Annotated in this window: 28 protein-coding genes and 1 pseudogene; 13 read left to right on the top strand and 16 right to left on the bottom strand. The window is 45.6% G+C overall.

The genetic code is table 11. The annotated features are described in order from the left end of the window. Positions 1–300: 300 nt before the first annotated feature. The 3 genes from rpsG to K4039_RS21540 form a co-directional block, all read right to left on the bottom strand. Positions 301–771: a 30S ribosomal protein S7 gene (gene rpsG, locus K4039_RS21550; protein WP_006632196.1), complete on the bottom strand. Its 471-nt coding sequence runs from the start codon at positions 769–771 to the stop codon at positions 301–303. 115 nt (positions 772–886) lie between these two features. Continuing rightward, positions 887–1267, bottom strand: coding sequence for a 30S ribosomal protein S12 (gene rpsL, locus K4039_RS21545; protein WP_096831142.1), 381 nt, complete (start codon positions 1265–1267; stop codon positions 887–889). A gap of 132 nt (positions 1268–1399) precedes the next feature. Further along, on the bottom strand, positions 1400–1594 hold the full coding sequence (locus tag K4039_RS21540; RefSeq protein WP_265238356.1) for a hypothetical protein: 195 nt from the start codon (positions 1592–1594) through the stop codon (positions 1400–1402). 121 nt (positions 1595–1715) lie between these two features. On the opposite strand from K4039_RS21540, the gene K4039_RS21535 reads away from it, so the two are divergent. Both K4039_RS21535 and K4039_RS21530 read left to right on the top strand, forming a co-directional pair. Next, a complete protein-coding gene (locus tag K4039_RS21535) occupies positions 1716–1919 on the top strand; it encodes a hypothetical protein (RefSeq protein WP_265238354.1) in 204 nt (67 codons plus the stop codon). A gap of 160 nt (positions 1920–2079) precedes the next feature. Further along, positions 2080–2931: an Npun_R2479 family HD domain-containing metalloprotein gene (locus tag K4039_RS21530; protein WP_265238352.1), complete on the top strand. Its 852-nt coding sequence runs from the start codon at positions 2080–2082 to the stop codon at positions 2929–2931. Between the two features lie 249 nt (positions 2932–3180). On the opposite strand, the gene K4039_RS21525 is transcribed toward K4039_RS21530, so the two are convergent. The 10 genes and pseudogenes from K4039_RS21525 to K4039_RS21480 form a co-directional block, all read right to left on the bottom strand. Next, positions 3181–3696, bottom strand: coding sequence for a transcriptional repressor (locus tag K4039_RS21525; protein ID WP_265238350.1), 516 nt, complete (start codon positions 3694–3696; stop codon positions 3181–3183). Positions 3697–3749: 53 nt separating this feature from the next. Then, positions 3750–4085 carry a hypothetical protein gene (locus K4039_RS21520; protein ID WP_265238348.1) on the bottom strand — a complete coding sequence of 112 codons (336 nt, stop codon included), beginning with the start codon at positions 4083–4085 and terminating at the stop codon, positions 3750–3752. A gap of 90 nt (positions 4086–4175) precedes the next feature. Further along, entirely contained in the window at positions 4176–4550 is a 375-nt protein-coding gene (locus K4039_RS21515) for a hypothetical protein (protein ID WP_375339821.1), read from the bottom strand. Between the two features lie 30 nt (positions 4551–4580). Beyond that, complete coding sequence (locus tag K4039_RS21510; protein WP_265238346.1) at positions 4581–4760, bottom strand: hypothetical protein; 180 nt, start codon at positions 4758–4760, stop codon at positions 4581–4583. A gap of 135 nt (positions 4761–4895) precedes the next feature. Next, positions 4896–5327 (bottom strand): photosystem I reaction center subunit XI, encoded by a 432-nt coding sequence (locus K4039_RS29990; protein WP_265238407.1) that lies wholly within the window; start codon positions 5325–5327, stop codon positions 4896–4898. A gap of 54 nt (positions 5328–5381) precedes the next feature. Beyond that, positions 5382–6392 (bottom strand): annotated as a pseudogene (locus K4039_RS21500) (chlorophyll a/b binding light-harvesting protein); the annotation flags it as partial. 22 nt (positions 6393–6414) lie between these two features. After that, entirely contained in the window at positions 6415–7485 is a 1071-nt protein-coding gene (locus K4039_RS21495; RefSeq protein ID WP_265238344.1) for a chlorophyll a/b binding light-harvesting protein, read from the bottom strand. 537 nt (positions 7486–8022) lie between these two features. After that, a complete protein-coding gene (locus K4039_RS21490) occupies positions 8023–8775 on the bottom strand; it encodes a response regulator transcription factor (RefSeq protein WP_265238405.1) in 753 nt (250 codons plus the stop codon). A gap of 592 nt (positions 8776–9367) precedes the next feature. After that, positions 9368–10324: an FTR1 family protein gene (locus K4039_RS21485; RefSeq protein ID WP_265238342.1), complete on the bottom strand. Its 957-nt coding sequence runs from the start codon at positions 10322–10324 to the stop codon at positions 9368–9370. Between the two features lie 233 nt (positions 10325–10557). Continuing rightward, the gene (locus tag K4039_RS21480; protein ID WP_265238341.1) at positions 10558–10992 is read right to left on the bottom strand and encodes a bacterioferritin; all 435 of its coding nucleotides are present in this window, start codon (positions 10990–10992) and stop codon (positions 10558–10560) included. 825 nt (positions 10993–11817) lie between these two features. Here K4039_RS21480 and K4039_RS21475 point away from each other — a divergent pair. From K4039_RS21475 to K4039_RS21450, 6 genes are all read left to right on the top strand, one after another. Beyond that, a complete protein-coding gene (locus K4039_RS21475; protein ID WP_265238339.1) occupies positions 11818–12063 on the top strand; it encodes a hypothetical protein in 246 nt (81 codons plus the stop codon). Between the two features lie 48 nt (positions 12064–12111). Beyond that, complete coding sequence (locus tag K4039_RS21470; RefSeq protein WP_265238337.1) at positions 12112–13038, top strand: energy-coupling factor ABC transporter permease; 927 nt, start codon at positions 12112–12114, stop codon at positions 13036–13038. Further along, positions 13031–13690, top strand: a complete 660-nt coding sequence (locus K4039_RS21465) for an energy-coupling factor transporter transmembrane protein EcfT (protein WP_265238335.1) — start codon at positions 13031–13033, stop codon at positions 13688–13690. Before K4039_RS21470 ends, K4039_RS21465 begins: the two co-directional genes overlap by 8 nt. Before the next feature lie 118 nt (positions 13691–13808). Further along, a complete protein-coding gene (locus K4039_RS21460; protein WP_265238333.1) occupies positions 13809–14543 on the top strand; it encodes an energy-coupling factor ABC transporter ATP-binding protein in 735 nt (244 codons plus the stop codon). A gap of 423 nt (positions 14544–14966) precedes the next feature. Continuing rightward, positions 14967–15971 carry a 2-hydroxyacid dehydrogenase gene (locus tag K4039_RS21455; protein WP_265238332.1) on the top strand — a complete coding sequence of 335 codons (1005 nt, stop codon included), beginning with the start codon at positions 14967–14969 and terminating at the stop codon, positions 15969–15971. A 195-nt stretch (positions 15972–16166) separates the two neighbouring features. Continuing rightward, a complete protein-coding gene (locus K4039_RS21450; protein WP_265238330.1) occupies positions 16167–16604 on the top strand; it encodes a CAAD domain-containing protein in 438 nt (145 codons plus the stop codon). A gap of 156 nt (positions 16605–16760) precedes the next feature. Here the strand turns inward: K4039_RS21450 and aroA are convergent, their stop codons facing one another. After that, on the bottom strand, positions 16761–18116 hold the full coding sequence (aroA, locus tag K4039_RS21445) for a 3-phosphoshikimate 1-carboxyvinyltransferase (protein ID WP_265238328.1): 1356 nt from the start codon (positions 18114–18116) through the stop codon (positions 16761–16763). A gap of 448 nt (positions 18117–18564) precedes the next feature. Here aroA and K4039_RS21440 point away from each other — a divergent pair, with 448 nt between their 5' ends. After that, complete coding sequence (locus K4039_RS21440; protein WP_265238326.1) at positions 18565–19068, top strand: hypothetical protein; 504 nt, start codon at positions 18565–18567, stop codon at positions 19066–19068. Positions 19069–19234: 166 nt separating this feature from the next. Here K4039_RS21440 and K4039_RS21435 read toward each other — a convergent pair whose 3' ends face one another. Then, a complete protein-coding gene (locus tag K4039_RS21435) occupies positions 19235–19717 on the bottom strand; it encodes a hypothetical protein (protein ID WP_265238325.1) in 483 nt (160 codons plus the stop codon). A gap of 147 nt (positions 19718–19864) precedes the next feature. On the opposite strand from K4039_RS21435, the gene K4039_RS21430 reads away from it, so the two are divergent. The 4 genes from K4039_RS21430 to K4039_RS21415 all read left to right on the top strand — a co-directional run bounded on the left by K4039_RS21430 (position 19865) and on the right by K4039_RS21415 (position 21999). Then, on the top strand, positions 19865–20542 hold the full coding sequence (locus K4039_RS21430; protein ID WP_265238323.1) for a hypothetical protein: 678 nt from the start codon (positions 19865–19867) through the stop codon (positions 20540–20542). A 23-nt stretch (positions 20543–20565) separates the two neighbouring features. Next, a complete protein-coding gene (locus K4039_RS21425; RefSeq protein ID WP_265238322.1) occupies positions 20566–20748 on the top strand; it encodes a hypothetical protein in 183 nt (60 codons plus the stop codon). A 135-nt stretch (positions 20749–20883) separates the two neighbouring features. Beyond that, on the top strand, positions 20884–21183 hold the full coding sequence (locus K4039_RS21420) for a putative quinol monooxygenase (RefSeq protein ID WP_265238321.1): 300 nt from the start codon (positions 20884–20886) through the stop codon (positions 21181–21183). A 12-nt stretch (positions 21184–21195) separates the two neighbouring features. Next, positions 21196–21999, top strand: coding sequence for an MOSC domain-containing protein (locus K4039_RS21415; RefSeq protein WP_265238319.1), 804 nt, complete (start codon positions 21196–21198; stop codon positions 21997–21999). Positions 22000–22212: 213 nt separating this feature from the next. Here the strand turns inward: K4039_RS21415 and K4039_RS21410 are convergent, their stop codons facing one another. Continuing rightward, positions 22213–23082, bottom strand: coding sequence for a calcium-binding protein (locus tag K4039_RS21410; protein ID WP_265238403.1), 870 nt, complete (start codon positions 23080–23082; stop codon positions 22213–22215). Positions 23083–23127 lie beyond the last annotated feature (45 nt).

Raw genomic sequence — 23127 nt, 5'->3', positions numbered from 1 at the left:
TATACTACACAGAACCTTATTTTGCACTCCCAATCGACTTACAAGATAAGTATATTGAGTTTATTGTTACATTTTAATACTTTTTGCAACATTTGTTTGCAAAAATATTAACTATGCGACATGGAGGATTCAGAGAATGTGTGAATTTTTACTTTGGGAGTTTTGAGTTTGCTTCACTAATGGCCGGCAGCATTGCCCCAGGGAAAGCAATCTCAATAACTCAAAATTGACACTTTTCGATTGATCGCCCGATGCTTTTATGCCGCACGATCGACCTCTGATCCATGCCCGATTTGGCAATTAGTACCGGTAGTGAGCAAAAGCCTTGTTAGCTTCGGCCATACGGTGTGTTTCTTCGCGCTTGCGAATAGCACTGCCGGTTTCGTTAGCTGCATCCATCAGTTCGTTAGCCAGCTTGGCTGCCATCGAGCGGCCTGTGCGGGCACGGGCAAATCTGATCAGCCAGCGGAGGGCGAGGGTGGTTCCGCGATCGGAACGTACTTCCATCGGCACTTGGTAGGTGGCGCCACCTACCCGGCGGGCTTTGACTTCTACCAGGGGTGTAGCGTTTTTGACTGCTTTTTCAAACAAGTCTAACGGCTCAGCTCCTGTGCGTTCTTGGATGGTTTTTAGGGCGTCGTAGACGATGCTGGAGGCAACGGATTTTTTGCCGTGCTGCATGATCCGTCTCACCATCATGCTTACCAACCGGCTGTTGTAAGTTGGATCTGGCGGAACTGGACGTTTTTGAATAACTGTGCGGCGAGACATAGTTCTATTTGGGATTTTTGATTTTGATTGATTGAATTTGGGGTTTTCGGCTCAAATCTCGATCGACAGATCAGACTTAATTTTTGCTTTTTCACCCCGGCGGGCGATAGCCGTGTTATTTTTTCGCTTTGGGACGCTTAGCACCATACTTGGAACGACCTTGTTTGCGGTCTTTCACCCCGGCGGTGTCTAATGTACCGCGAATGATGTGATATCTAACTCCGGGTAAATCTTTTACCCGACCGCCGCGGATCATTACTACTGAGTGTTCTTGCAAGTTGTGACCGATACCGGGGATGTAGGCTGTCACTTCAAAACCAGATGTCAGCCGTACCCGAGCCACTTTCCGCAGCGCCGAGTTAGGTTTTTTCGGGGTGGTCGTGTAGACTCTGGTGCAAACTCCGCGGCGCTGGGGGCAACTCTTGAGAGCTGGCGATTTGGTTTTTTTCTGCGTTTGTTCCCGTGCTGAACGGATGAGTTGCTGAATAGTGGGCATGAGTTACGGCATTTCTAGCTTTTTGCTGAATATAGTGATTTGGCGGCATCCGCACTGAAAGTCCCTTCCCCTCTAGGGGGATGGGATAAATGAAAATAATTATGGGTAAGTGAGGATACCAGACTCTATATATTACACGACTAGAGTTTTTTTGGCAAGAAATTTGCCGCAGCAGGCGATCGAACTTCCTTCCTGGCTGCAAGGAAAGGAGCAGGCGACCACAACAGACGAATGGTCTGTGACATAATATAATTTAGGCGCAACTGTCATACAGGCCACAGCCGTCAGTAAAATTTGTGGCGATCGAAATATCGATCGAATCACCATTTTCCGAAGATGCCCATCAACTGAGTGCGTGCGATCGCATCACAGCCTCAGAGAGATCGACATCACATAAAGTTATATAAAATTAGCTGACAATAAGCAATATACATTCAATTGACCGCAGATGAAAACCCAAGCTTATATTCCTGAAAGCATAATTTCCGAACTTTACTTGAACATTTGGAAATCCGGTAAGATCGATAGGACTGTGTTCCACCAAATTCAATACGAAATTAATTCTCAGAGTTTAAGAAGCTCAGACGATGGAAAAATTGTCAGTAGGCTGCTCTATGCAGTGCGGCGGGGATGGCTTTCAGTCATGGACTGAGTTGCTTGGGAGTGTTGAGATTCCCCCAAAGGCAAGCGCGAACAATGCACGCGAGTGAATTAATTTTGAGTTCCGAGTTACAATCTCATCCATAATATTAGAGAGACTCAAAATAGATTCACCGCTCTTGAAAGGCAATATTAAAGTAAAAGGACAGGGTATGTTTAATTATACAGAACTGCTGATCGAGGCTTTCATAAAACAACTGGAGAACGGATACAGTCGCACTTACGGAGGCTACAAATCAGACTATGCCGACATTATTGCCTGGGTGGGGGCAATGGCACTAGAAAACATCGCCAGCAGCGATGCTCTTTATCACAATGTAGAACACGCGATTTGCATTACATTAGTCGGCCAAGAAATCTTGCGTGGGAAACACATTCGCAAGGGCGGAGTATCCTGCGAAAACTGGCTGCACTACATCATTTCTTTGCTGTGCCAAGATATCGGATATGTCAAAGGAGTTTGTCGGCAAGACCAAACATCAGAAGGATTGTATGCTACCGGAAAAGATGGCATGAGAATTGCACTTGCTCCCGGTGCAACAGCCGCCAGCTTAGCTCCTTACCGAGTTGACAGAGCCAAACTTTTCATTGACGAACGCTTCGGCAACCACAAGCTAATTAATGCTGAGATAATTAAGCAGAACATAGAACAGACTCGTTTCTCGGTGCTTGACGGAAACATTGACGAAGATGCAGTTAATTATTCTAATTTAGTTCGCGGTGCTGACTTGATAGGTCAGCTCAGCAACCCGCAATATTTGCAGAAAATTGGCGCGCTGTTTTACGAGTTGGAAGAAAGCGGTGCTACTAAAATTTTGGGATACCGGCATCCGGGCGACTTGCTACAAAGCTACTCTAAGTTTTACTGGAGCGGCATTTATCCTCACATCAGCGAATCTCTCGGTTACTTGCAATTGACCCAAGAAGGCAAACAGATTGTTGCTAGTTTGTACGCTAACGTATTTCGGATGGAACACCAACGTTCCGATTCTGAAGTTGCTTGAGTACAAGTGAAGTCAGTTGTCAGTTGACAGTTGTCAGTTGTCAGTTGTCAGTTGACAGTTGTCAGTTGTCAGTTGACAGTTGTCAGTTGACAGTTGTCATTGGTCAGTTGTCATTGGTCATTAGTTGTTTGTTAGTAGTGGGTTATAATAACTAACAGAAAATTCCCAATTCCCAATTCCCAATTCCCAATTCCCAATTCCCAATTCCCAATTCCCAATTCCCAATTCCCGAAGAGTCTTTCATTCAACTCAACTCATTTCCTCCTCAAGTTCCGAATGATATCTCGGACATAACCAATTGCTCGGCACCAAAGAAGGCCATCCCTCCCGCAGCGCTTCCAAACAAACAGCACGCACAGTTAATTGACAGTCAAGGAGTTCTACACCAGCTTTATCAACTTGCTTTTTGCCTATTTTTAAAATCGATTCATCACTAAATTCAAAGGTTTTGTGACACTGAATGCAAACTAGGTGATGGTGGTGGTGCAATTCCGGCAAATTTAGTTCGTAATGCTTGTGTCCTTCTGCTAATTCTAATTCACGCAAAATTCCAATTCTTGCTAATAAATGCAGCGTTCTGTAGACAGTAGATAAGCCAATTCGTTCTCCTTGACCTTGCAAAGTATTGTATAATTCTTCCGCACTCAAATGATTACCTTGTCGCAGAGTTTGAAAGACGCTCAAAATAGTTTCTCGCTGAGGAGTCAGGCGGCAGCCTCTCTGGTTTAGTTCTACTTTGAGTGAGTTAGCGCTGTATAAATTCATCGCGAATTTCTCCAAATAATTGTGATACATCCCCCTGAATCAGGGGGAATTTACTAGCTTCTCATTCCGGTTGCTAAAGGTGGAACAGAAGAATTGGTCGGCATTTCTGCATAATCTTTGTGAACCCTAGAGCAATGTTGCTGGCAAGAATTGGCAAAACAAGTCTTCGGTTCAAAGTCAGTACAGCCGATCGCATCCTCAGTACAAGCAACGCACGGCCGCACCGTACATTTGAGACGGTAATCATTAGTAAAAAATTCGCAATTGGAACAAGGAATTTGATGCAGACGCCGGAGTTGCTGGAATCCCTCTCGCAATGCTAGCGAAGCACTCCACAAAAACACGAGCGTCAAAATACTGATACAGAAGCAGTAAATAACAACAGTCATAGGGTAATTTCTCAAAAAACACACTAATTGGAAACAGATTTAAGTCAGCAATAAAGTAAAAATAAACTTGGTTTCTGACTTTAATCGAATTCAGCTTCTATTCAAACGGGCGCGAGAAGCGTGCCAGATGTGACCGGCAAGGGCTAATATACCCAAGAAAAATTGTGCGTTTGTCAATCTCAGGCGATCGCTCCCGTAGAATTCAACAGGATAAATAATCGTGTTATATCCCGCAAACGTACAGGAAACAAAAGCCATAAAAGCCAAGCCAGCTAAACTAAATGTGACCACCAAATCTTCCAAATTGTCAACACTGGCCAAATGAGTTTGATAGGCGTAGATAACTAACGGATCGAGAGTAGGACTCAAAACAGTGCGTACTTCCTGAATAGTCGAGTCGTACAAACCGACGAAAACTATCGCTTTAGCTACCAAAAACAGCGCGCCTAATCCCAAAAAAATCAAGTGATATCCCAGGATAAAACCAAGTTTTTTCTAGTCTTCCCATTCAAAGTGGAACTTGGCAGCAATACCTAGAGTAAATACTCCTGTCCAAAAAGTAATTAAAGCTGCTTGACCGACGTGAGCGGAAATGAAATATCCCGAAAGATTGGCGAACCGGGCATTGCCTGCCCACCAGTCATATTTAACTTTGGGATTGTCGTAGGTTTGCATTGTTTTTTGTTTCCTTGTTGTAGTTATTTGGCTTGAAATAAATTGAACTTGAGATGAGATTAGTTCGTTAGTAGTGCGGACTGAAGTCCGCACGCTCGGAGCGGACTTAAGTCCGCACTACTAACCGTTTTTATTTCAGTTGATAACACCCCGGAAAATTGCATCAATGCCAGCAAAGTTGTCTAGCAGCAAATAGGCGAGGAAAGCTCCGCTAGTACCGCCCATCACAAAACCGCCCCGGAACAAACTCCAATCTTCCGACGTTTTATGCCAGTACAAAACTTTACCTGCTTCAACGTTCCGGTTCTCGTAAACCGAGAGGGCGATCGCCAAAATCAACACCAATGCCAGAGTTGCCAGCAACCCGGCCAGCGGTGCTAAACCTTTTTCTTGCAAAGGCAGCAATACCGCAAAAGCTCCTACCAGGAAATAGCCGTGAGCCAAGCTAACTTCTAATCCCCTGACTATGGGAGACAATCCCTTGCGGTAAATCGGCAAATTCCGCAAAAAAGTTACAGTCACATCGGACAAACTAACTGCTGTTGCCGTCGCAGGTTGAGCTTGCATCTGAGGGAATTTTTCAACCTTGCTAGCAGTTGCAGTTACAAATTCACCCGATCGAAAATCAAATCCCGCTGCTTTCGAGCGAACGCGCAAAGCGTGCCAAATATGACCGGAAAGCGCCAAAATCGATAACACAAAGTGGCTTGTTGCCAGCCAAGTCCGCGAAGAAACAACCACTGCATCCGGGCCACTCAAACCCACCGGGCCGTAGAAAACCTCTGGATAAACAGTGTCATTTACAGTCACAAAGTAGGCGGCCAAAAAGCCCATATAAGCCAGAGCGCCCAAACTGTAAGAAAGGTAAGCTTCTCCCGACCAAAATAGCACTCGCTGCGCCCACGCAAAAGGCTTGGTGAAGATATGCCAGAAACCGCCAAGAATGCAGAGCAAGCCAACATAAATGTGACCGCCGACAACATCTTCTAAGTTGTCAACTGCTGCCATTCCTTCAGGGCCGTGCACTGGTAAAAGGTAGCTGAAAATGCGGGCGGGATTGAGGGTTGGTTCGCTAATTATCCGCACGTCGGCAACGTGGGGATCGTAAAGACCGCCCCAAAATAAGGCTTTTGCGACAAACAACCAAGCACCTGCACCTAAGAGTAATAGGTGAATGCCGATGATGGTTGTCATTTTGTCTTTGTCTTCCCAGTCGTAGCCGAAGGAACCAAAAAATGTTTTGTTTTGCGGCAATACTTTCGGGCCGAGCAAGGAATGGTAAAGACCGCCGGCACCGAGAACTGCGGAACTAATTAGATGCACAACTCCGATCGCAAAATAGGGATAGGTATCAACAATTTGACCGCCTGCTCCTACTCCCAAACCCAAACTTGCCAAATGCGGCAGCAGGATTAAACCTTGGTTGTACATCGGCAACTCTGGGTTAAAGTTTGAAAGTTCAAACAGAGTCATCGCTCCGGCCCAGAATACAATCAAGCCCGCGTGAGCGACGTGAGCCCCCAAAATTCGTCCTGAAAAATTGATGAAACGGGCGTTGCCTGCCCACCAACCGTACTCGTTTTCTGACTTTTCCGGCTCTGGAATTAAATTCTGATCTGCTATTGCTTGCATTTTTGCTTTCCTCCTGATGCGGTTAATTTGCTGGACTGGCTGCAACTTTATTCCCTCCAGGCTGGATATCTTCGCGCATTGCTTGCACGACTTTGCCTTTGCGGAAATCAAATCCTGCCGATCGCAAAGCGTGCCAGAAATGTCCTTGCAGAACGAAGAAGGCGAGCCAGAAGTGAGTGTTAGCCAACCAGACGCGGGAGGTCAGCATTCCTTCGCTGTGAAAGTAGGGGAACTGCTCGAAGCCAATTTTTAAGGTTGGCCCGTAGAATTCCTCTGGGTAAGCGATGGTATTGACTGAAACAAAGTAGGCTGCGATGAAACCCATTAAGGCTAAGGCACCGAGACTGTAGGAGAGGTAAGCTTCTCCCGACCAGATGAAGAGGCGTTTTGCCCAAGCAAAAGGTTGAGTGCGAATGTGCCAGAGGCCGCCGGCTATGCAGAGGAGTCCTACCCACATATGTCCGCCGACAACATCTTCGAGATTGTCAACAGAGGCGAGCCAGTGCGTGCCACCTGCACCGAACAGGTAGCCGAAAATCACGGCGGGATTGAAAGTGGGATCCGAAATTACCCGCACTTGCCCGATCGTGGTATCATACAAACCACCGAAATACATAGCTTTGGCCACCAACAAGAAAGCACCAACACCAAGCAAAACTAGGTGGATGCCCAAGATGGTGGTCATTTTGTCTGCGTCTTCCCATCTGTAGCCGAAGAAAGGAGTTTTTTCTTCGAGGGTGGCGGGCCCTTTGAGGGAATGAAAGATGCCGCCGAAGCCGAGAAAGGCTGAGCTAATTAGGTGAATTACACCAATCTGAAAGTACGGATAAGTATCGACAATTTTGCCTCCCGCACCGACACCAAAGCCTAGTCGGGCTAGGTTGGGCAACAGGATTAAGCCTTGTTCGTACATGGGCAATTCTGGGTTGAAACGGGAAAGCTCAAATAGGGTATAAGCTCCCGCCCAGAAGACGATGAGGCCGGCCTGGGCGACGTGGGCGCCGAGCAAACGACCGGAAAGGTTGATTAAGCGAGCGTTGCCTGCCCACCAGGGAAAGATTTCTGCTTCGGCTGGGAAGGATTTTTTGGCCATGCTTGTCACGGCGATTTACCTCTTGTGAAGGATGTCAGTTGAGTTTTAAGCACTTGCAGCTTATTGATATAAATAATCAACAATTTTAGAAGTTTCGTCAAGGGCTATTTGATAAAGTTTTCACTTATTTTAGTTAAGATATGTAACAAAGCAGCCTAAAATATCGTAAAACTCAGTCTATGACTGCTTTTTGGGCTTAATCGGAAGTTTGCTTGGCGTTATAAGAAAGAGCATTTAGATTAAAATTTAAAATTTTATTGACAAATAGTCTTAGTAAGGCTAGAGTATTGTTTAAGTAGCTATCTAATCCTCTCGGAAAAGACAAGGTGGCACAAGAAATCCGGTACTTTCTTCTGGGCAAGCTTTGAGTAAAGTGGGGCTAGAAGGGGTGCGGGATTATTTTTTTCTGAATCAAGAGAGTTAATGGCTACTTGTTGGCATATTCATCTCAAACTCGAAATAACAAAGCCTGAGAGCAAACGCTCTCAGGCTTTTCTAGTTAAATTGTTAACTGCTTATGGCATCGAATACGCTAGTTCAAGCAGATGATTTGCTTTCCGATGCTCTGCTTTCCTCGGCTACTTGCTCGTTGTTGGGCAACTCCAGGCAATAGCCCGCCCCGTATACAGTTTTGATGTACCGAGGATGGCGGGGATCGGGTTCCATCTTGGTTCTCAAGTGTCGGATGTGTACGCGAATGGTTTCGATGTCGTCGTCGGGGTCGTAACCCCACACTTCTTTGAGAATTTCGCTGGGAGAGACTGTCTGACCGTGGCGCTGGAGTAAGCAGTGTAGCAACTCGAACTCTAGGTGAGTCAGTTTGACGGTGCGAACGTACCAAACAGCTTCAAATCTTTCGGGGACAAGGGTCAGCGGGCCGTAATTCAGGATTTCGGAGTGTTTGGCTGCTTGGGGGATGCGGTCTGTGCGCCGAAGCAAGGCTCGCACTCGCGCCAGCATCTCTTCTAGTTCAAAGGGTTTGGTCAGGTAATCGTCGGCACCGGAGTTGAATCCTTCTACTTTATCTTGGGTTTGACTTAAGGCTGTCAACATCAATACGGGTATGTCGGATGTGCGATCGTCGCGCCGCAACCGCTGACATACTGTGAATCCGTCTACTCTAGGCAGCATCAGGTCTAGCATGATCAGGTCGGGTAGCATTTGTATTGCTAGTGCCTGACCTTTGATGCCGTCTTCTGCCTGGGTGACTTCGTAGCCAGCCATTTCTAGGTTAACGGCTACGATTTCGGCGATCGCCGCGTCATCATCAATAACAAGTATACGGGGCATCATTATTTATCTCACCGCTAACCAGATTGCAGAGGCTACAGCCTTCTGGGGGTTCCAGGTAACTTTAACCAACATTTTTTTAATCTTAAGCTTCATTAAAGATTATTAGGTTCATTAAGAACTTCCGCTTTCTGTAAATATTCTTGTAGTAATTATAAGCCCTAGGGGGCACTTATCATAAAACTGTTCGCCATAAATTTTGCTGGAACCAGATTTTTGCCGATCGCCAGCCTTAGCTTTCTTCTGGGTGCTCTTACTTCACAGACTTGCCCTAACATTAGTCCGCTTCTTGAAGACTCATGTTAATCTTTAACTTTTATTTCTTAAAATTTGTTAAGTTTAGTGGAAAAAAAAAATTCTAGGCCTAGGGCTTGCTTTTGAGGTCTATTGAATGTATAATTTAATAGTGGGAGTGTGACTTATTATGACAAAAATAAATTACATTCCCATTATCAGATGGTATCATAAAAAAGTCTAGTAGTCAATCCCCCAACCTGGAAAAATTAAGCCGATTTTTTGGAAGTGGGGCTATCTTTTTAATCGCCCTCATCATTAGTTAAACAACGGATAAAAACCGCGTAACTACCGATAACTAGCTAGTTGGCTCTTGCGGAGACGGAGTATTTTTGCTCGGAACCGTCGGCTTAGAGTCTAATTTTTGGAAGTAAAGACTGCCGATCGCTACTAAGAATATTGTATAACCAACAGCTTGCAAAAGATAGATGAGGTCTCTGTATCCAAATAGTGCTTTGAGAATGACTCCGGGAAATTGCCGATCGGACAAAACTCCTGCTGCATTCCACACCATCGGGCCTAAAATACAAGAGTGAAGTGCTGCGGTGCGATCGTAAAAAACACAAATCGCTGCATACTTGCTATCCATCTGCGACAAAATAGCAGCAGCTTGGTCAAAATGCTTGAGTGCAGATACCGCCAAACCCGCGACAATTAACAGCAACAAAATCCCCATAAACTTGAAAAACAGGCGGATATCAATCTTGACTCCCCACTTGAACAGCAGCGCCCCAATGATTGTCGCCCCAGTCAAACCGCCCAAAGCGCCTAAAGCCGGACTCAAACCCTGTTGAAATTGAGCGCTGACAAACAAAACTGTTTCAAAACCTTCGCGCAGTACCGCAATGAAAATTAAGCCAAATACACCCCAACCAGCATTGGTATTTTCTGTCAAAGCTACTGTAACCGCCCCTTCAACTTCAGCTTTGAGAAAGCGCGCTTGCTGAGTCATCCAAATTAGCATCCAGCTTAGCATGGCGATCGCCACAATTCCCAACACACCCTCTAATAGCTGTTTAATTACTGGTGCGTAAGGCTGATTAGATGTTGATAGGGCTGCTAGCAATCCATTAAACAATACTCCAACGAAAGCGCTGGCAGCAATTCCCGCTCCGACACCTGCATAAACCCAAGAATTAAGGTGACTTTGCTCGGCTTTTTTGAGGCAAGCTAGGACAATTCCCACGACTAAGGCAGCTTCAACGCCTTCGCGGAGGGTAATTACAAAAGTCGGTACGGCTTCACTAAAATTCATTTTTAAATAATTGCTAATTTGTCCTTAGTCTTTAGTCCTTAGTATTTTTTGTTTTGCCACGGACATAATTTAAGATTATTGAACCGCCAAGACGCTTTAGGCGAAGCCGCGCGTGAGCGCTCTTGTCGCGAAGGAAGGGAAAAAAAGAAGGAGGTTCTCTTCAGACGGTTGTGGAGTAACTAAGGACTAATAACTAAGGACTAAGGACTAAGGACTGCGGACTATTGCCTTGCTTAACTAAAATCGCGCAGCATTTTCTTCAGTTCTACTTGGTGCAATTCTTCTTGACCGATTAGGGTACGGGCGTATTCTTCCAGATAAACGCTGGAGTCTGTCACTACTTCAAGTAAAGACTTATATTTTTTGAGCGCTTTTTTCTCGTGATTTAAACTTTCTTCCAAAAGGTCTTTTACCGAGTGTTTGTAGGTTTCTTCAATCGGAGCGATTTTCTGGCTGGGATGCCCTTCTAAACCTGTCAGAATTTCTCCGGCTTGTTGCGCGTGGAGCAAGGATTCAGTTGCTTGTGCTTTAAAAAACTGCACGATGGGGATGCGGTTGGGGCCTGTCACCATGAGTGAATAGTGGGTGTAGCGTACAACCCCTGCTAGTTCCCATTCCATGATGGTGACTAGCAGTTCTTGGGTTTTTTTATCGTCAAGTTCTTTCATTTGTCGGTTTTGATGTAGATTGCAATAAAGCGCAATGTTTAGGATATCATATTTTTTGATTGAGTGGAATTTAGGCTCTTAGTGGTTTTTTTCAATATCTAAAGGGGTAACGCATATCAGCCCAGTTGCCCGTATGGCAAAAAAACTCAAAAGAGTTAATCAAGGCTAAAGTACGCATTTGTGGCAAGATTTTACCGGCACCTCGTAGCAAGGGAAATGCGAGATGTCCCGTATAAACCATCACGATTAATGCTGACATTGCACCCCTGCCGTGAATTGCTCCCATCCACCGCTGCCAAGAGCTCGGATGCAATAGGTTAACTATAAGGTAAAAACAGGAATAAACCAGCGGATAAAAAGCTAAGTCCGTAGACAGAAACTTGAGCAATATCTAACTGTCTGGGAAATTCAGATGGAACTAAATCGGTAGTTGAGTCTGGCGTTGAGTGTTGCACCACTGGCAAACCTCCTGTAGGTTGTTTGGGAAATTATTTGAGAATAATTGCATTAGTTTTTTGATGTTCTTGAGAATACACCCGTGTGAAAAAAGCCGTGAAGCGTAGCTATCCCGTAGGAAATCGCACTTTCACGCGACATCCGCAAAAACACTGCTTCCGACAGATTTACAGCAATAATATCTAGATTTTTAGTTTTGACAACACTAAAAACTCTTGCCTTTACTAACTTACAGCCAATTTTGCTACTTTTATTTTTAAGCGACTAATACTACTAATTCTCAAAAAGATTAGGATAAAACTAAATATTGACCTTTGTTGAGAATTTTATAATTTTTTAAGATTTTTGTCATAGCGTGAGATTCCGCAGTTGAAATTTACAAAATTATTGATATTTTTTATCAAAAAGCTGGAAAGTGCGGGCTGTAGGCACAAAATTCGATTAATTTTTAACAATTATTTAATCTCCGATCGCCAAGGAGTGAAGATTCTGACTTCACAGCCGGAATCCTTGTCACATAAGCGATCGCCCGCCACGAATTGCCCCCATAGGCGATCGCAAATCCCTCCACGGGCGATCGCAAATCCCCCCAGAGGGCATTGTAAAGTTTTGTAAAAAATAGTTGGCTAAAGGGCTGGGAGTTCTCTTGTTTGGGATAGATCGATGCACATACCTGATGGTTTTCTGTCACCGCCCGTAGCCATAGCCACCGGCATAGCAAGTGCAGCAGTAATTGCAGTTGCCCTAAATCGAACCCGCACCAGTCTGGGATCGCGGCAAGCCCCAATCATGGGCTTAACTACAGCTTTCATATTTGCAGCCCAGATGATCAACTTTCCCGTAGCCGGCGGTACCAGCGGACACTTGTTGGGAGGGGCGCTGGCATCCGTGGTTTTGGGGAGCCCTTGGGCGGCAACTTTGGCGATGAGCACGGTTTTTATCATTCAAAGCGTCTTGTTTGCCGACGGGGGCATCACCGCCTTGGGTGCGAATATTTTTAACATGGGGCTCGTTGGCATTTGGGTTGGCTGGTGGCTGTTGCAGCCGTTGCAGCAACTCTTGGGAGGTTCCAGAAATCGCTTGCCGATAGCTGCGGGTATTGCCGCCGCCCTCAGCGTCGTTGCTGCTTCTATTTGTGTGGCGATCGAACTGGCAATTTCTGGTACAGTACCGCTGAATATCGCATTACCCGCAATGGTAGGCGTACATATTTTAATTGGCATTGGCGAAGGGATAATTACAGGCGGAGTTTTAACTTATCTCGTCAAAGTTCGGCCGGATTTATTACCAGGAGAACAGCCACAATTGCAGAAATGGGTAGCGCCAGTAGTAGGGGTTTTATTGATTTCCGGCTTGCTTTCGCTGTTCGCTTCAAGTTGGCCCGATGGGTTAGAGGCTGTAGCCGAAAAATACGGTTTTAAAGATAAAGAAGCTGTGGCGATCGAAAATCCTACTCCTTTAGCAGGTTACACAGTTAAAGGATTAGAAGAACAGCCGATCGCTACTAGCATTGCTGGAGTTGTGGGATCTGCCCTCTGCTTCGGTGCAGCCTTTGGTATTGCTCAATTGGTAAAACCGAAAGATGCTTAAACTCTCGATACCTTTTCGATTGCGGTTATCTCTGATAATTGTAATCGGCATTGGTTTTATGAAGACTGGCGCTTGGCTGTGGCTGGGGATCTATGGGGCGATCGCACTTTTGTGGTCATTTTCGCTCAGAGCACCGCTGCGAACCCTAGTACAACTGTTGGGAGCAGAATTAATTTTTCTGTCATTGTTAGTATTGCCGCAAGGTTGGGAACGTGCCAGTTTTCTGTTGCTGCGTTCCCTAATTTGCCTGCTAATTATGAACAGTTTTCTGCTAACTTTGCCGCCCCACAGTTTCGGAATCGCCCTCAAAGGATTACCCCTACCAGCAGGTTTGCAAGAGATCGTTCTTTTAGCGGGACAATACTTAGAAATCTTGCTGTCCGAAGTCAACCGCATGAAAAGATCCGCGCAACTCCGAGGCTTATCCGGTACAGCAGGATGGTTGCGCTACGCCAGTGCTTCCATGATCGGAGCGCTTTATTTGCGAAGTCTCGATCGCGCAGAAAGAGTACACGCAGCCATGATGATTCGCGGCTATCAAGGAAGTTTGCCCACCGAATCACAATCAACACCAAAACAGCGACTGTGGCTGACACTCGCAATTTTAACCGCAGCGGGATTAACAATAGCTTCTTACAGTAATTGGGCATAGGGCATAGGAAATTGATTAATTCATCCCTCTATCTTTTTCCTTATCCCCTCCCCTCTCTGCGTTCTCTGCGCCCTCTGCGGTTAAAAACTCTTAATCCTAAAATCGAGGCAAATAAAAATTGACTAACCTCAAATCACCGCCAACAATCGAAGTGCAAAACCTAGTATTTAGCTATCCCCAGCAAAAACCAGTATTGCGGGGAATATCCTTTAATTTGCAACCCGGAGAAAGAGTCGGCTTAATGGGTTTAACAGGGGCTGGGAAAAGCACCTTACTCGAAAATTTAATCGGCTTAAAAATGCCTCAATCCGGCGAGATTAGAGTGCAGGGAACAAAGCTGGAACAGGCGACTTTATCGCAAGCGCGGAAGCAAATAGGATTTTGTTTTCAAGATGCTAACGACCAGCTATTTATGCCGACTATTTTAGAGGATGTGACGTTTGGGCCGCGCAATTATGGAGTGTCGCTTGGGGAAGCGCGCGATGGAGCTTTAGATTTATTAGACGAATTCGGTTTAGTCGAATTTGCCAACCGTTCGGCCCACGAACTTTCCGGCGGTCAAAGAAGGTTAGCAGCCTTGGCAGCAATTTTAGCATTAAAGCCTGCAATTTTAATCTTAGACGAGCCGACGAACGGACTAGACCCCTCGTGGCGCAGGCGTTTGGCTAAAGTTTTGTCGCAATTGCCGGTCGAGGTAATTTTAATCGCATCCCACGATTTGAATTGGATCGGAAAAACAACCCAAAGGGCGTTAATTTTGGCGGATGGTGAGATTAAAATTGACAGAGACACTGAAGATTTGATGAAAGATAAATCAACTCTTGAAAGTTATAATTTGCCGCCAGATTGGTAATCGGTGATTTGTTTGTAGAGTGCTACAACATCAGACTGTAAGTTGCGAGATCAAAGGAGGCTGAGCCTCCGAATCTGCATTACCAGGCAGAGCGAAAGTAACGAGCAATTGCTTAAGTTATTAAAATTTCATTCGTAATGCCAAAAATTAGCTTTTTTTATAGAGCAATACGGTTTACTTAAGACTATCCAGGCGGTAAAAAATTATGAAAAATAAATACTGCGATTGCTTTCCTTCGGATCGCTTCGCTAACGTTCCTCGCAATGACAATCTTAAGTGAACCGTATTGTTTTATAGAGGCTTTCGTTGGGAAAACCCGAATTTTTCCGGGAAATTGTTTTTTGGGGTTAGGGAGTTTTGGTGGGGAAAGAGAGTTAATCTGGAAAGAATTGCTAACTATTACTGAATTTGCAGGCAAAAATCATGAAGGTAGCTGTATTCAGCACGAAATCCTACGATCGCACTTTTTTAGAAGCAGCCAACGCTGGCCAACACGAGTTGGTTTTTTTTGAACCGCGCCTGAACCTGGAAACGAGCGTGTTAACTGCGGGATTTCCGGCGGTCTGCGCGTTCGTTAACGACACTTTGGACGCAAAAACGCTGCGGGCGATCGCCCAAAATGGTGTGCGCTTGCTGGCGCTGCGATCGGCCGGATTCAATCACGTCGATTTAGCAGTAGCCCGCGATTTAGACTTAACTCTGCTGCGAGTTCCCGCTTATTCTCCCTACGCCGTCGCCGAACACGCAGTCGCGATGATTTTGTCCCTCAACCGCAAAATCCACCGCGCCTACAACCGCGTCCGCGAAGGCAATTTTGCCCTAGATGGCTTGTTGGGTTTTGACCTCCACGGGAAAACGGTGGGAATTGTCGGAACAGGGAGAATTGGCGCAATTACTGCCCAAATTCTGCACGGATTCGGGTGTCGCCTGCTGGGATACGATGTTTACCAAAACCCAGATTCCCTAGCCCTGGGGATGGAATACGTCGCACTCCCAGAACTATTCGCCAACTCTGATATTGTCAGCCTCCACTGTCCGCTGCTACCGGAAACTTACCATTTGATCAATGCAGGGGCGATCGGGCAAATGAAACCGGGGATGATGTTGATCAATACCAGCCGCGGTCAGTTGATTGACACTAAAGCTGTTACCAAAGGACTGAAGTCTGGTAAAATTGGCTACCTAGGCTTAGATGTTTATGAACAAGAGACGGATCTGTTTTTTGAGGATTTGTCAAATCACGTTATTCAAGACGACGTATTTCAGCGCTTGCTGACTTTCCCCAACGTCCTGATTACCGGACATCAAGCTTTTTTCACTCAGGAGGCTTTGCAAAATATCGCCGAAACCACGATCAAAAATATCACCGATTTTGAACAAGGGCGTACTTCTCCCAATCAAATCGACCTCAGTGAATTAAAAAAATGAGTCAAAAGAGCGATTTTGCAGCGAGGGTAATTGTTTAAAATCAATTGATATGTTTGTTTTGCTTGCAATTTGTGAAAGTCTGGCTTAATCTCATCAATTAGTCCCGGCTGCCAGAATGCTGTGCTAAATGCCGGATAATTACACTGGCAGCAACTCAAAGCCTGCAATTTTACTTGACACCGGAGGAAGTATCAAATGACACAAGCTAACTTTTCTGACGACACACAAACGATGACTGAAGTGGTCACAGTAGACCTAGTGCCCGATGAAGCGGGGGTCATGACTACAGTGACAACTACAGAAACACCGACGGGCCAGTTCCAAGATATTAAAGACCAAGTTCTCACAATTTTGTCGGAACTTCCAGCCTATGCCTCCAGTTTTTTTGCTGAATACCAAAAGCCCCTGGTAACTGTTGGTTTAATCCTGGCAGGCGGTGTTAGTATTAAGGTAATGCTGGGAGTTTTAGCGGCTCTTAATGATGTCCCTTTGGTAGCTCCCGTTTTTGAGTTGATTGGTATGGGATATACGGGTTGGTTTGTTTACCGCTATCTCCTCAAGGCTTCTACTCGCCAAGAGTTATTAACGGAAGTTGATTCTTTAAAAGAACAAGTTGTAGGCAAAGATTCTTAATTGGTCAGTTGACAGTTGACAGTTGACAGTTGACAGTTATCAGTTGACAGAAGGAAGAGGGAATATTGGGAGCATCTCAGTTTTGCATTTTTTTAAAAGATGAGATGCTCTCGGCAATATTTGCCAAATCTTCCCCTCTCCCTCACTCTCCCGCTCTCAATTTGACTGGCAAATTTGTTGCAAAGTGGCGGTAAAATCGGGGTAGGAAATGGCAGCGGCTTCGGCCCGATGAATGTTAGTAATACCTGTGGCGTTCAGGGCTGCGATCGCCAAACTCATCGCTATTCTGTGATCAGTATAGCTGTCAACATCCGCGCCAGTTAACGGAGTTCCCCCGGTAATTTCTAAACCGTCGGGTAACTCGGTAATTTTGGCTCCCATACGGTTGAGTTCCGCCGCAGTCACGGCTAGCCGATCGCTCTCTTTGACTCGCAACTCTGCCGCATCTCGAATTATTGTAGTACCCGACGCAAAAGCTGCCGCTACTGCCAAAATCGGGATTTCGTCAATTAGTCGGGGAATTAAGTCGCCAGCAATGGTGCATCCCCGCAACTCACTGGAATAGCGAACCAAGATATCCGCTACCGGTTCGCCAGCCGCCTCTCGCTGATTTTGCAGTTCAATGTCAGCCCCCATCATCTCCAAAGCTTCCAAAATACCTGTACGAGTTGGGTTGACTCCGACATTTTCGACTACGAGCTCGGAACCTGGGACGATCGCCCCAGCCACTAGCCAAAAGGCCGCCGAACTAATATCTCCCGGTACAATTACCTTCTGTCCTTGCAGTTGTGATCCGCCAGTGACTGTCACGCTACAAGTTTCTGGATCGACGGTTAATTTGGCTCCAAACGCCCGCAACATCCGCTCGCTGTGATCCCGTGAGAGCGCGGGTTCTGTGACTGTAGTTTCTCCCTCAGCCATCAAACCGGCCAGTAAAATGCAGGATTTAACTTGAGCTGAGGCGATCGGCGAATGGTAATGAATCCCTTTTAACTGCTGTCCAAGTATCGCTAAAGGAGCTAAAGAATTGCCCTTTCTACCCCAAATTTGTGCTCCCATTTGTTGTAGCGGTTTAATGACGCGCGACATGGGGCGCGATCGCAAAGAACTATCACCCGTTACCGCATAAAAAAGCCCCGGATGAGACGCTAAAATTCCCAACATCAACCGCATCGTCGTGCCGGAATTACCCGCGTCCAAGACTTCCACAGGCTCCTGTAACTCGCCAATTCCGACACCCTTGACTGTCACCAGTTCCGCGTTGAGTTCAGAAACGGAGGCTCCCAGGAGCGAGAAACATTTAGCAGTGCTGCGGGGGTCTTCTCCTAGCAGCAGTCCCTCAATTGTAGTTTCACCGTGGGCGATCGCACCCAACATCAAAGCTCGGTGAGAAATCGACTTATCGCCCGGAACTCGAATCCTGCCTCGCAGCGACAAGCCCGCAGCAGGTTTTTGAATGCTTAAAGTTTGATTTTCGCCCTGAAGCGAAGTAGTTATAATGGCAGCTTGCATGAGATAGACTAGGATGGGACGGCGTTAGCTATCCTACCCTTTTCCCAGTCCTAAGTCATACCATTTTAGATTTGATATTTGAGATTTTAGATTGGAGAATGACAGACGGCATAAGGGTTTGGAGCAGGTGCATACAGTTCCATTATTTGCTGAAACTGATATCAGCGACAGGGGAGAGCAGATCCAACTGCACGGATTTTACCTGAATTTCATAATTACTGTCCGTATATCTGCTGAGATTTCATGTCTAGATCTCAGTTATCGATCGAATAATTGACTTTGGATTGAACAATTTTTTTATATGTCTGACTGCGAGTTGTAGATTTTGCATTGTTTTTAACCAAAAGCTCCGGAATTTGGAGCCCAGATCATCTAAAATCTAAAATCAAAACTCTAAAATCTCAAATCCCAAACCGCCCGATCCACAATAACTCCTAAACTTTTATTTATGCTGACGCATCACCGCAAGCCTGTAAGTTTATCGCTGGTATCCACAGATTTACCTTTGTGGTCAGTTGTTGAAACCGCTGGTACGCTATATCAAAAAGACCGCGATCGCTTTCACTTGTTGTTGCACGAACCAGCAATACTCGATCGCCAATTTGTAGACGAATATGACGAATCTGCCGAGCAAATTTCTATCTTACCAACAACCACAAAACCCCGGTTGCTGTGGCTAGAAGTGTCGCCCTATCGAGTCGTTATGACCATGCAAGGAAATGGCAAATACAGTTACCGTCACTGCTGGGAACGCGGAATGTACGGCCTGAGCCGTTATTGGCTTCAGGGCGAATCGCTGGCGACTCCCGAACAGTTGCGCCTGCGGAACTTCACCCGCAACTTGACGCTGACAGGCAAGCCGGAACCGGAACACCTGCGGTTAGAATATGAGTTGTGGTCGGAAAAAGTACAACTCGGTTGCTATATTTTGAATCTAGAAATTCATCATTAAATTTGAAAATGGGTAATTGGTCATTAGTCATTAGTCATTAGTCCTCAGTCCTCAGTCATTAGTCATTAGTCCTCAGTCATTAGTGATTAAGTAGGCGATCGCCAAAAACAATCACATCTTGCAGGGTATTATAATTGATGTTCTGGTTTTTTTGGCAATGACCTACTTACCGATCGCTCTTACAATAATTAATTAGTTTGCTAGTCAAATCGTCTTGCTCCACGGCTGCTTGATTTGCCCGCTGTCCGGCTCGGATAATATCCGATTGAGCTCTTTTGATTTGCTCTCGACCTTCTACGCTTGTAGAAGCCCGATTTCCTGCCTCAAGAGCTTTACCTATGTCGCCGATTCCTTGACCCATTTCCCGGAAAGATTTAACCGACGGCCCCTGAAATTCTTTGAGGGTTGCATCTGTGATTCGCAAACCCTCAATTTCTTTAGCTGTCTGGTTCAAATCTTTAGCTAAGTTCTTGCTCGTTGCAGCATCGTAGGTGCCTTTTTTAAGATCGATGAGAGCGTTGCCTTTGGTGACAATTGCTATCAATTTGGTACATTGGACAGTTCGGTTCTCGCCGCTGCAACTAATCGTCAGCGTACAGCAAGCAACAACTATGAACAGGATGGCAATCTGTTTGCGAAAAAAGTACATGAATCCTCGGTTGCAAAAAAAGTATATTCTGGGATTTTGTAGTAGAGTGCCTCAGCGATTAGCCGATCGATATATCGACTGTCGAAACACTCCTGCGGCTTTCAGACACGCTCTGCTAAGCTAAACTACGTAACTGTTTTAGGAACTATGGTCAAAAACAGCAATAACCTACAGAAGGGCAGCATTTGGGGATATCTTACCCTGCTTTTGCCTATTTGCTTGACGGCGGTTGCCAGTTTCGAGTCGGGAACGATGTTTTGGGCGATCGCCACCACAGCGGGCATTGCTTGGGCTTACAAGCTCTATCAGCAGCAGCAAAAACACAGACTCGCTCATTTAGACTCGGTTTTCTACAAGTTGATCAAGGAAAATCAAGGGCGAGTTACGGCGTTGGATTTGGCGATGAATGCGAAACTCCCCGGATCAAAGGTTCAAGAATATCTCGACGAACGAGCTCTGGAGTTTGCCGCCGATTTTCAAGTAACGGAAGAAGGCGGAATTTTGTATTATTTTCAAATTGCTCCAACTGCCACTCAAAGCGAAACACCTAATGTCGCAATAGCTGTTCAAGAGCCTCCCACAAATCGGGAAAAAACACAAGAGAAAAAACCAAATTTATTTCCCATTGCTCCAACCAAGACTCCAGAAAATCCCAAAATCTCTTTTACTCAGACAGAACTTTCCCGCAGGTTCAAAGTTCACGCAACTACGATCGGCAAATGGAAAGTTAAGCCAGAATTTGCTCAGTGGAGTCGCGAAAAAGACCCGGAGGCGATCGCCTGGGAATATTCTACAGACAAAAAGCGATTTTATCCCAAAGATTGAGCGGAACAGTTGACAGTTGACAGTTGACAGTTGACAGTTGGAAGAGGGAAGTTCGGCAACGGATTCGCTCGACGGATTTAACGGATGGGAGGAAGAAGGAGGGGGGAAGAGGGAAGAAGGTAGAATATAGCAAGAAACCCGGTTTTTACGACTTTCTGCGGTTGGTAACGAAAAATCTGGAAAGAAACCGGGTTTCAGAGAATTGAGCGCGTCCTGGAAAGATTATGCTGGCTGTTGACCGATCGACCTCTTTGAGTTATTTTTAGTAAAATCGTGTTTTGTTGAGTTTGCCCGATAAAAATCGGTAAAGTCGATCGCCATATCTATTAATTTTTTCTCCTATGTCCACACCAACCTTGCGAGTAGTCGCGCGCCTCACAGCCTTTCCAGACAAAGTAGCAGAACTTAAATCTCTGCTGCTGAGCATTATCGAACCAACTCGCCAAGAACAAGGCTGCATCAAATACGAACTCCTGCAAAATCAAGCCGATCCCACAGATTTTACCTTTGTTGAAGAGTGGGAAAGTGCAGCTTTACTCGAAGTACATCTGGCTTCAACTCACCTTCAAGCTGCTGTGCAGAAATTAGACGGTTTAGCAGTTGCAGATCCAGATATTCGCCGCTATGAATTGCTAGCTTAATCGGAAATTTTTATGGCATTAGCAACAATCAAACAATTATTTACTTATCCAGTTAAAGGGCTGACACCGCAAGCAATGTCGGAGTTTGCTTTAACAGCAGGACATGGCATTAAGGGCGATCGCGCTTTTGCGCTAATGTTTGCAGATAATATGGAAGCGGCACAGATTCCCGCCGAAAACGCACCTTGGATGAGCAAAAAATATTTTGCCGTTCAAAACGATTGGCCTCTGTTAGCAGCTTTGGAATGCCATTATCAACCGGAAACGACCGTTTTAACAGTACAGCGTCAAGGAGTTGCAGTATTATCGGCAGAAACAAATACAGCAGCGGGGCGCGATCGCATCAGCACCTTTTTTACCGAATATCTGGCCGCCATTGAACCCACAAAAGAAGCGAGACACCCGCAGCTTACACCTTTGCGGTTAGTTGGTGACAGCAGTGGCGAAACTCGTTATCCCGATCGACAACCGGTACATATTTCTCTCCTGAGTCAAGCCACACTAGACCAATTAACCGACATCGCCCACCAAAACATAGACGTGCGCCGATTTCGCCCGAATATATTGCTAGAGGGCGTTTCAGCTTGGTCGGAATTTGAGTTAATCGGACAACAGTTTCAATTAGGTACGGCGCGGATCGAAGTGACAGCACGAATTGGTCGCTGTGTCAACGTAGAAGTAAATCCACAAACGGGCGATCGAGATATTCCCCTACTCAGTTTACTACAACAAGAATTCGGTCACGCACAAACAGGAGTTTTAGCCAAAATCATCAACAGCGGCACAGTTAAAATCGGCGATGTTTTAAATCCGTAGAAAACTGTGCGGTTGAAGAAAACCCGGCGGTTGAAACCGCGTCTATACAAACAAAACCTGCCTCCGCAGGTTGAAGAAAACCGGGCGGTTTCAACCGCCGTCTTGTCTTATCTTCTCTTCATTCCGCGGAGGCGGAATTCGTTTGTGTAGGCGCGGTTTCAACCGCCGTCTTATCTTGTGGGGTGGGCTTCTAGCCCGCCCCGAATATGCTGATTATCCTTCCTCCGAAATCCGCACCTTATTACCAATCAACTTTAGAAAACTCACTCCAAAATGTTGAATTTCCAAAAAATTAGCATAAGCAGAAGTTGACTTATAAACCCTAAAAGTCCGCATAATTCCCAAAGTCGCCGCACTTTCCAGCGGGCCAACAAAGCTAGTATCCCTGTCCAAAAAATGAGACTGCTTAGCCCAGTGAGCCATCTGTTCCGCATTCAAAAAATAGCAGCCAGAATGAGGATTCAAAGTCCGATCAAAAGAGATTGGCTGTTCCATAATTTTCCCCACTAACTGCGGCTGCTGCTCCACATTTTGAAAATTAGCAGTAGCTCCTGCTACTAAATCACCATCAATATATGCTTTAAAAACAGCCCCTTGAGGTGATACTTCATAGCGATTCGGTTGCAACAAATTTCCATTTCCCCCGTGATGCGTAAACCAATTTAATTTACTAAAAAACGACGGATCGTGTAGAATTAAATCATCTTCCAAGTAACAAAAATAATCATATTTGTCAAGACATGAGCGCAAAACAGCTTGACACTCAAATCCTAACAGCAGTGGTTCGCATTTGGTAGCGTGGTGCATAAAAGACCTCGGCTGCACCGGCAATTGAGGCAACAGGTGATAACCTTGAGTAGTGCAAACAACAATGTCAATTTCGTGCTTGTGACTTTGATTGACTGGCACAGTTGCACATTCAGCAATGTCAATCATGCACTGAGATTTGCCATACAAAGCTTGCAGCGATGTCACGCAAGCAGTTAAAGCATTTAGTCGCGGTTGCGGATCATTCCGCTGGGAAGCGTGTTTTCCGTCGCCACTGGGATTGTAGAAGTGAGCAATAGTGAATAGGATTCGCATTTGTGTCGAGAAGAGGGGGAGAGGGGGAGAGGGGGAAATTGGAGG

The organism is Lyngbya sp. CCAP 1446/10, from assembly GCF_026130175.1.
Taxonomy (GTDB): Bacteria; Cyanobacteriota; Cyanobacteriia; order Cyanobacteriales; family Microcoleaceae; genus Microcoleus.
This window is presented reverse-complemented; position numbering and strand designations above follow the sequence as displayed.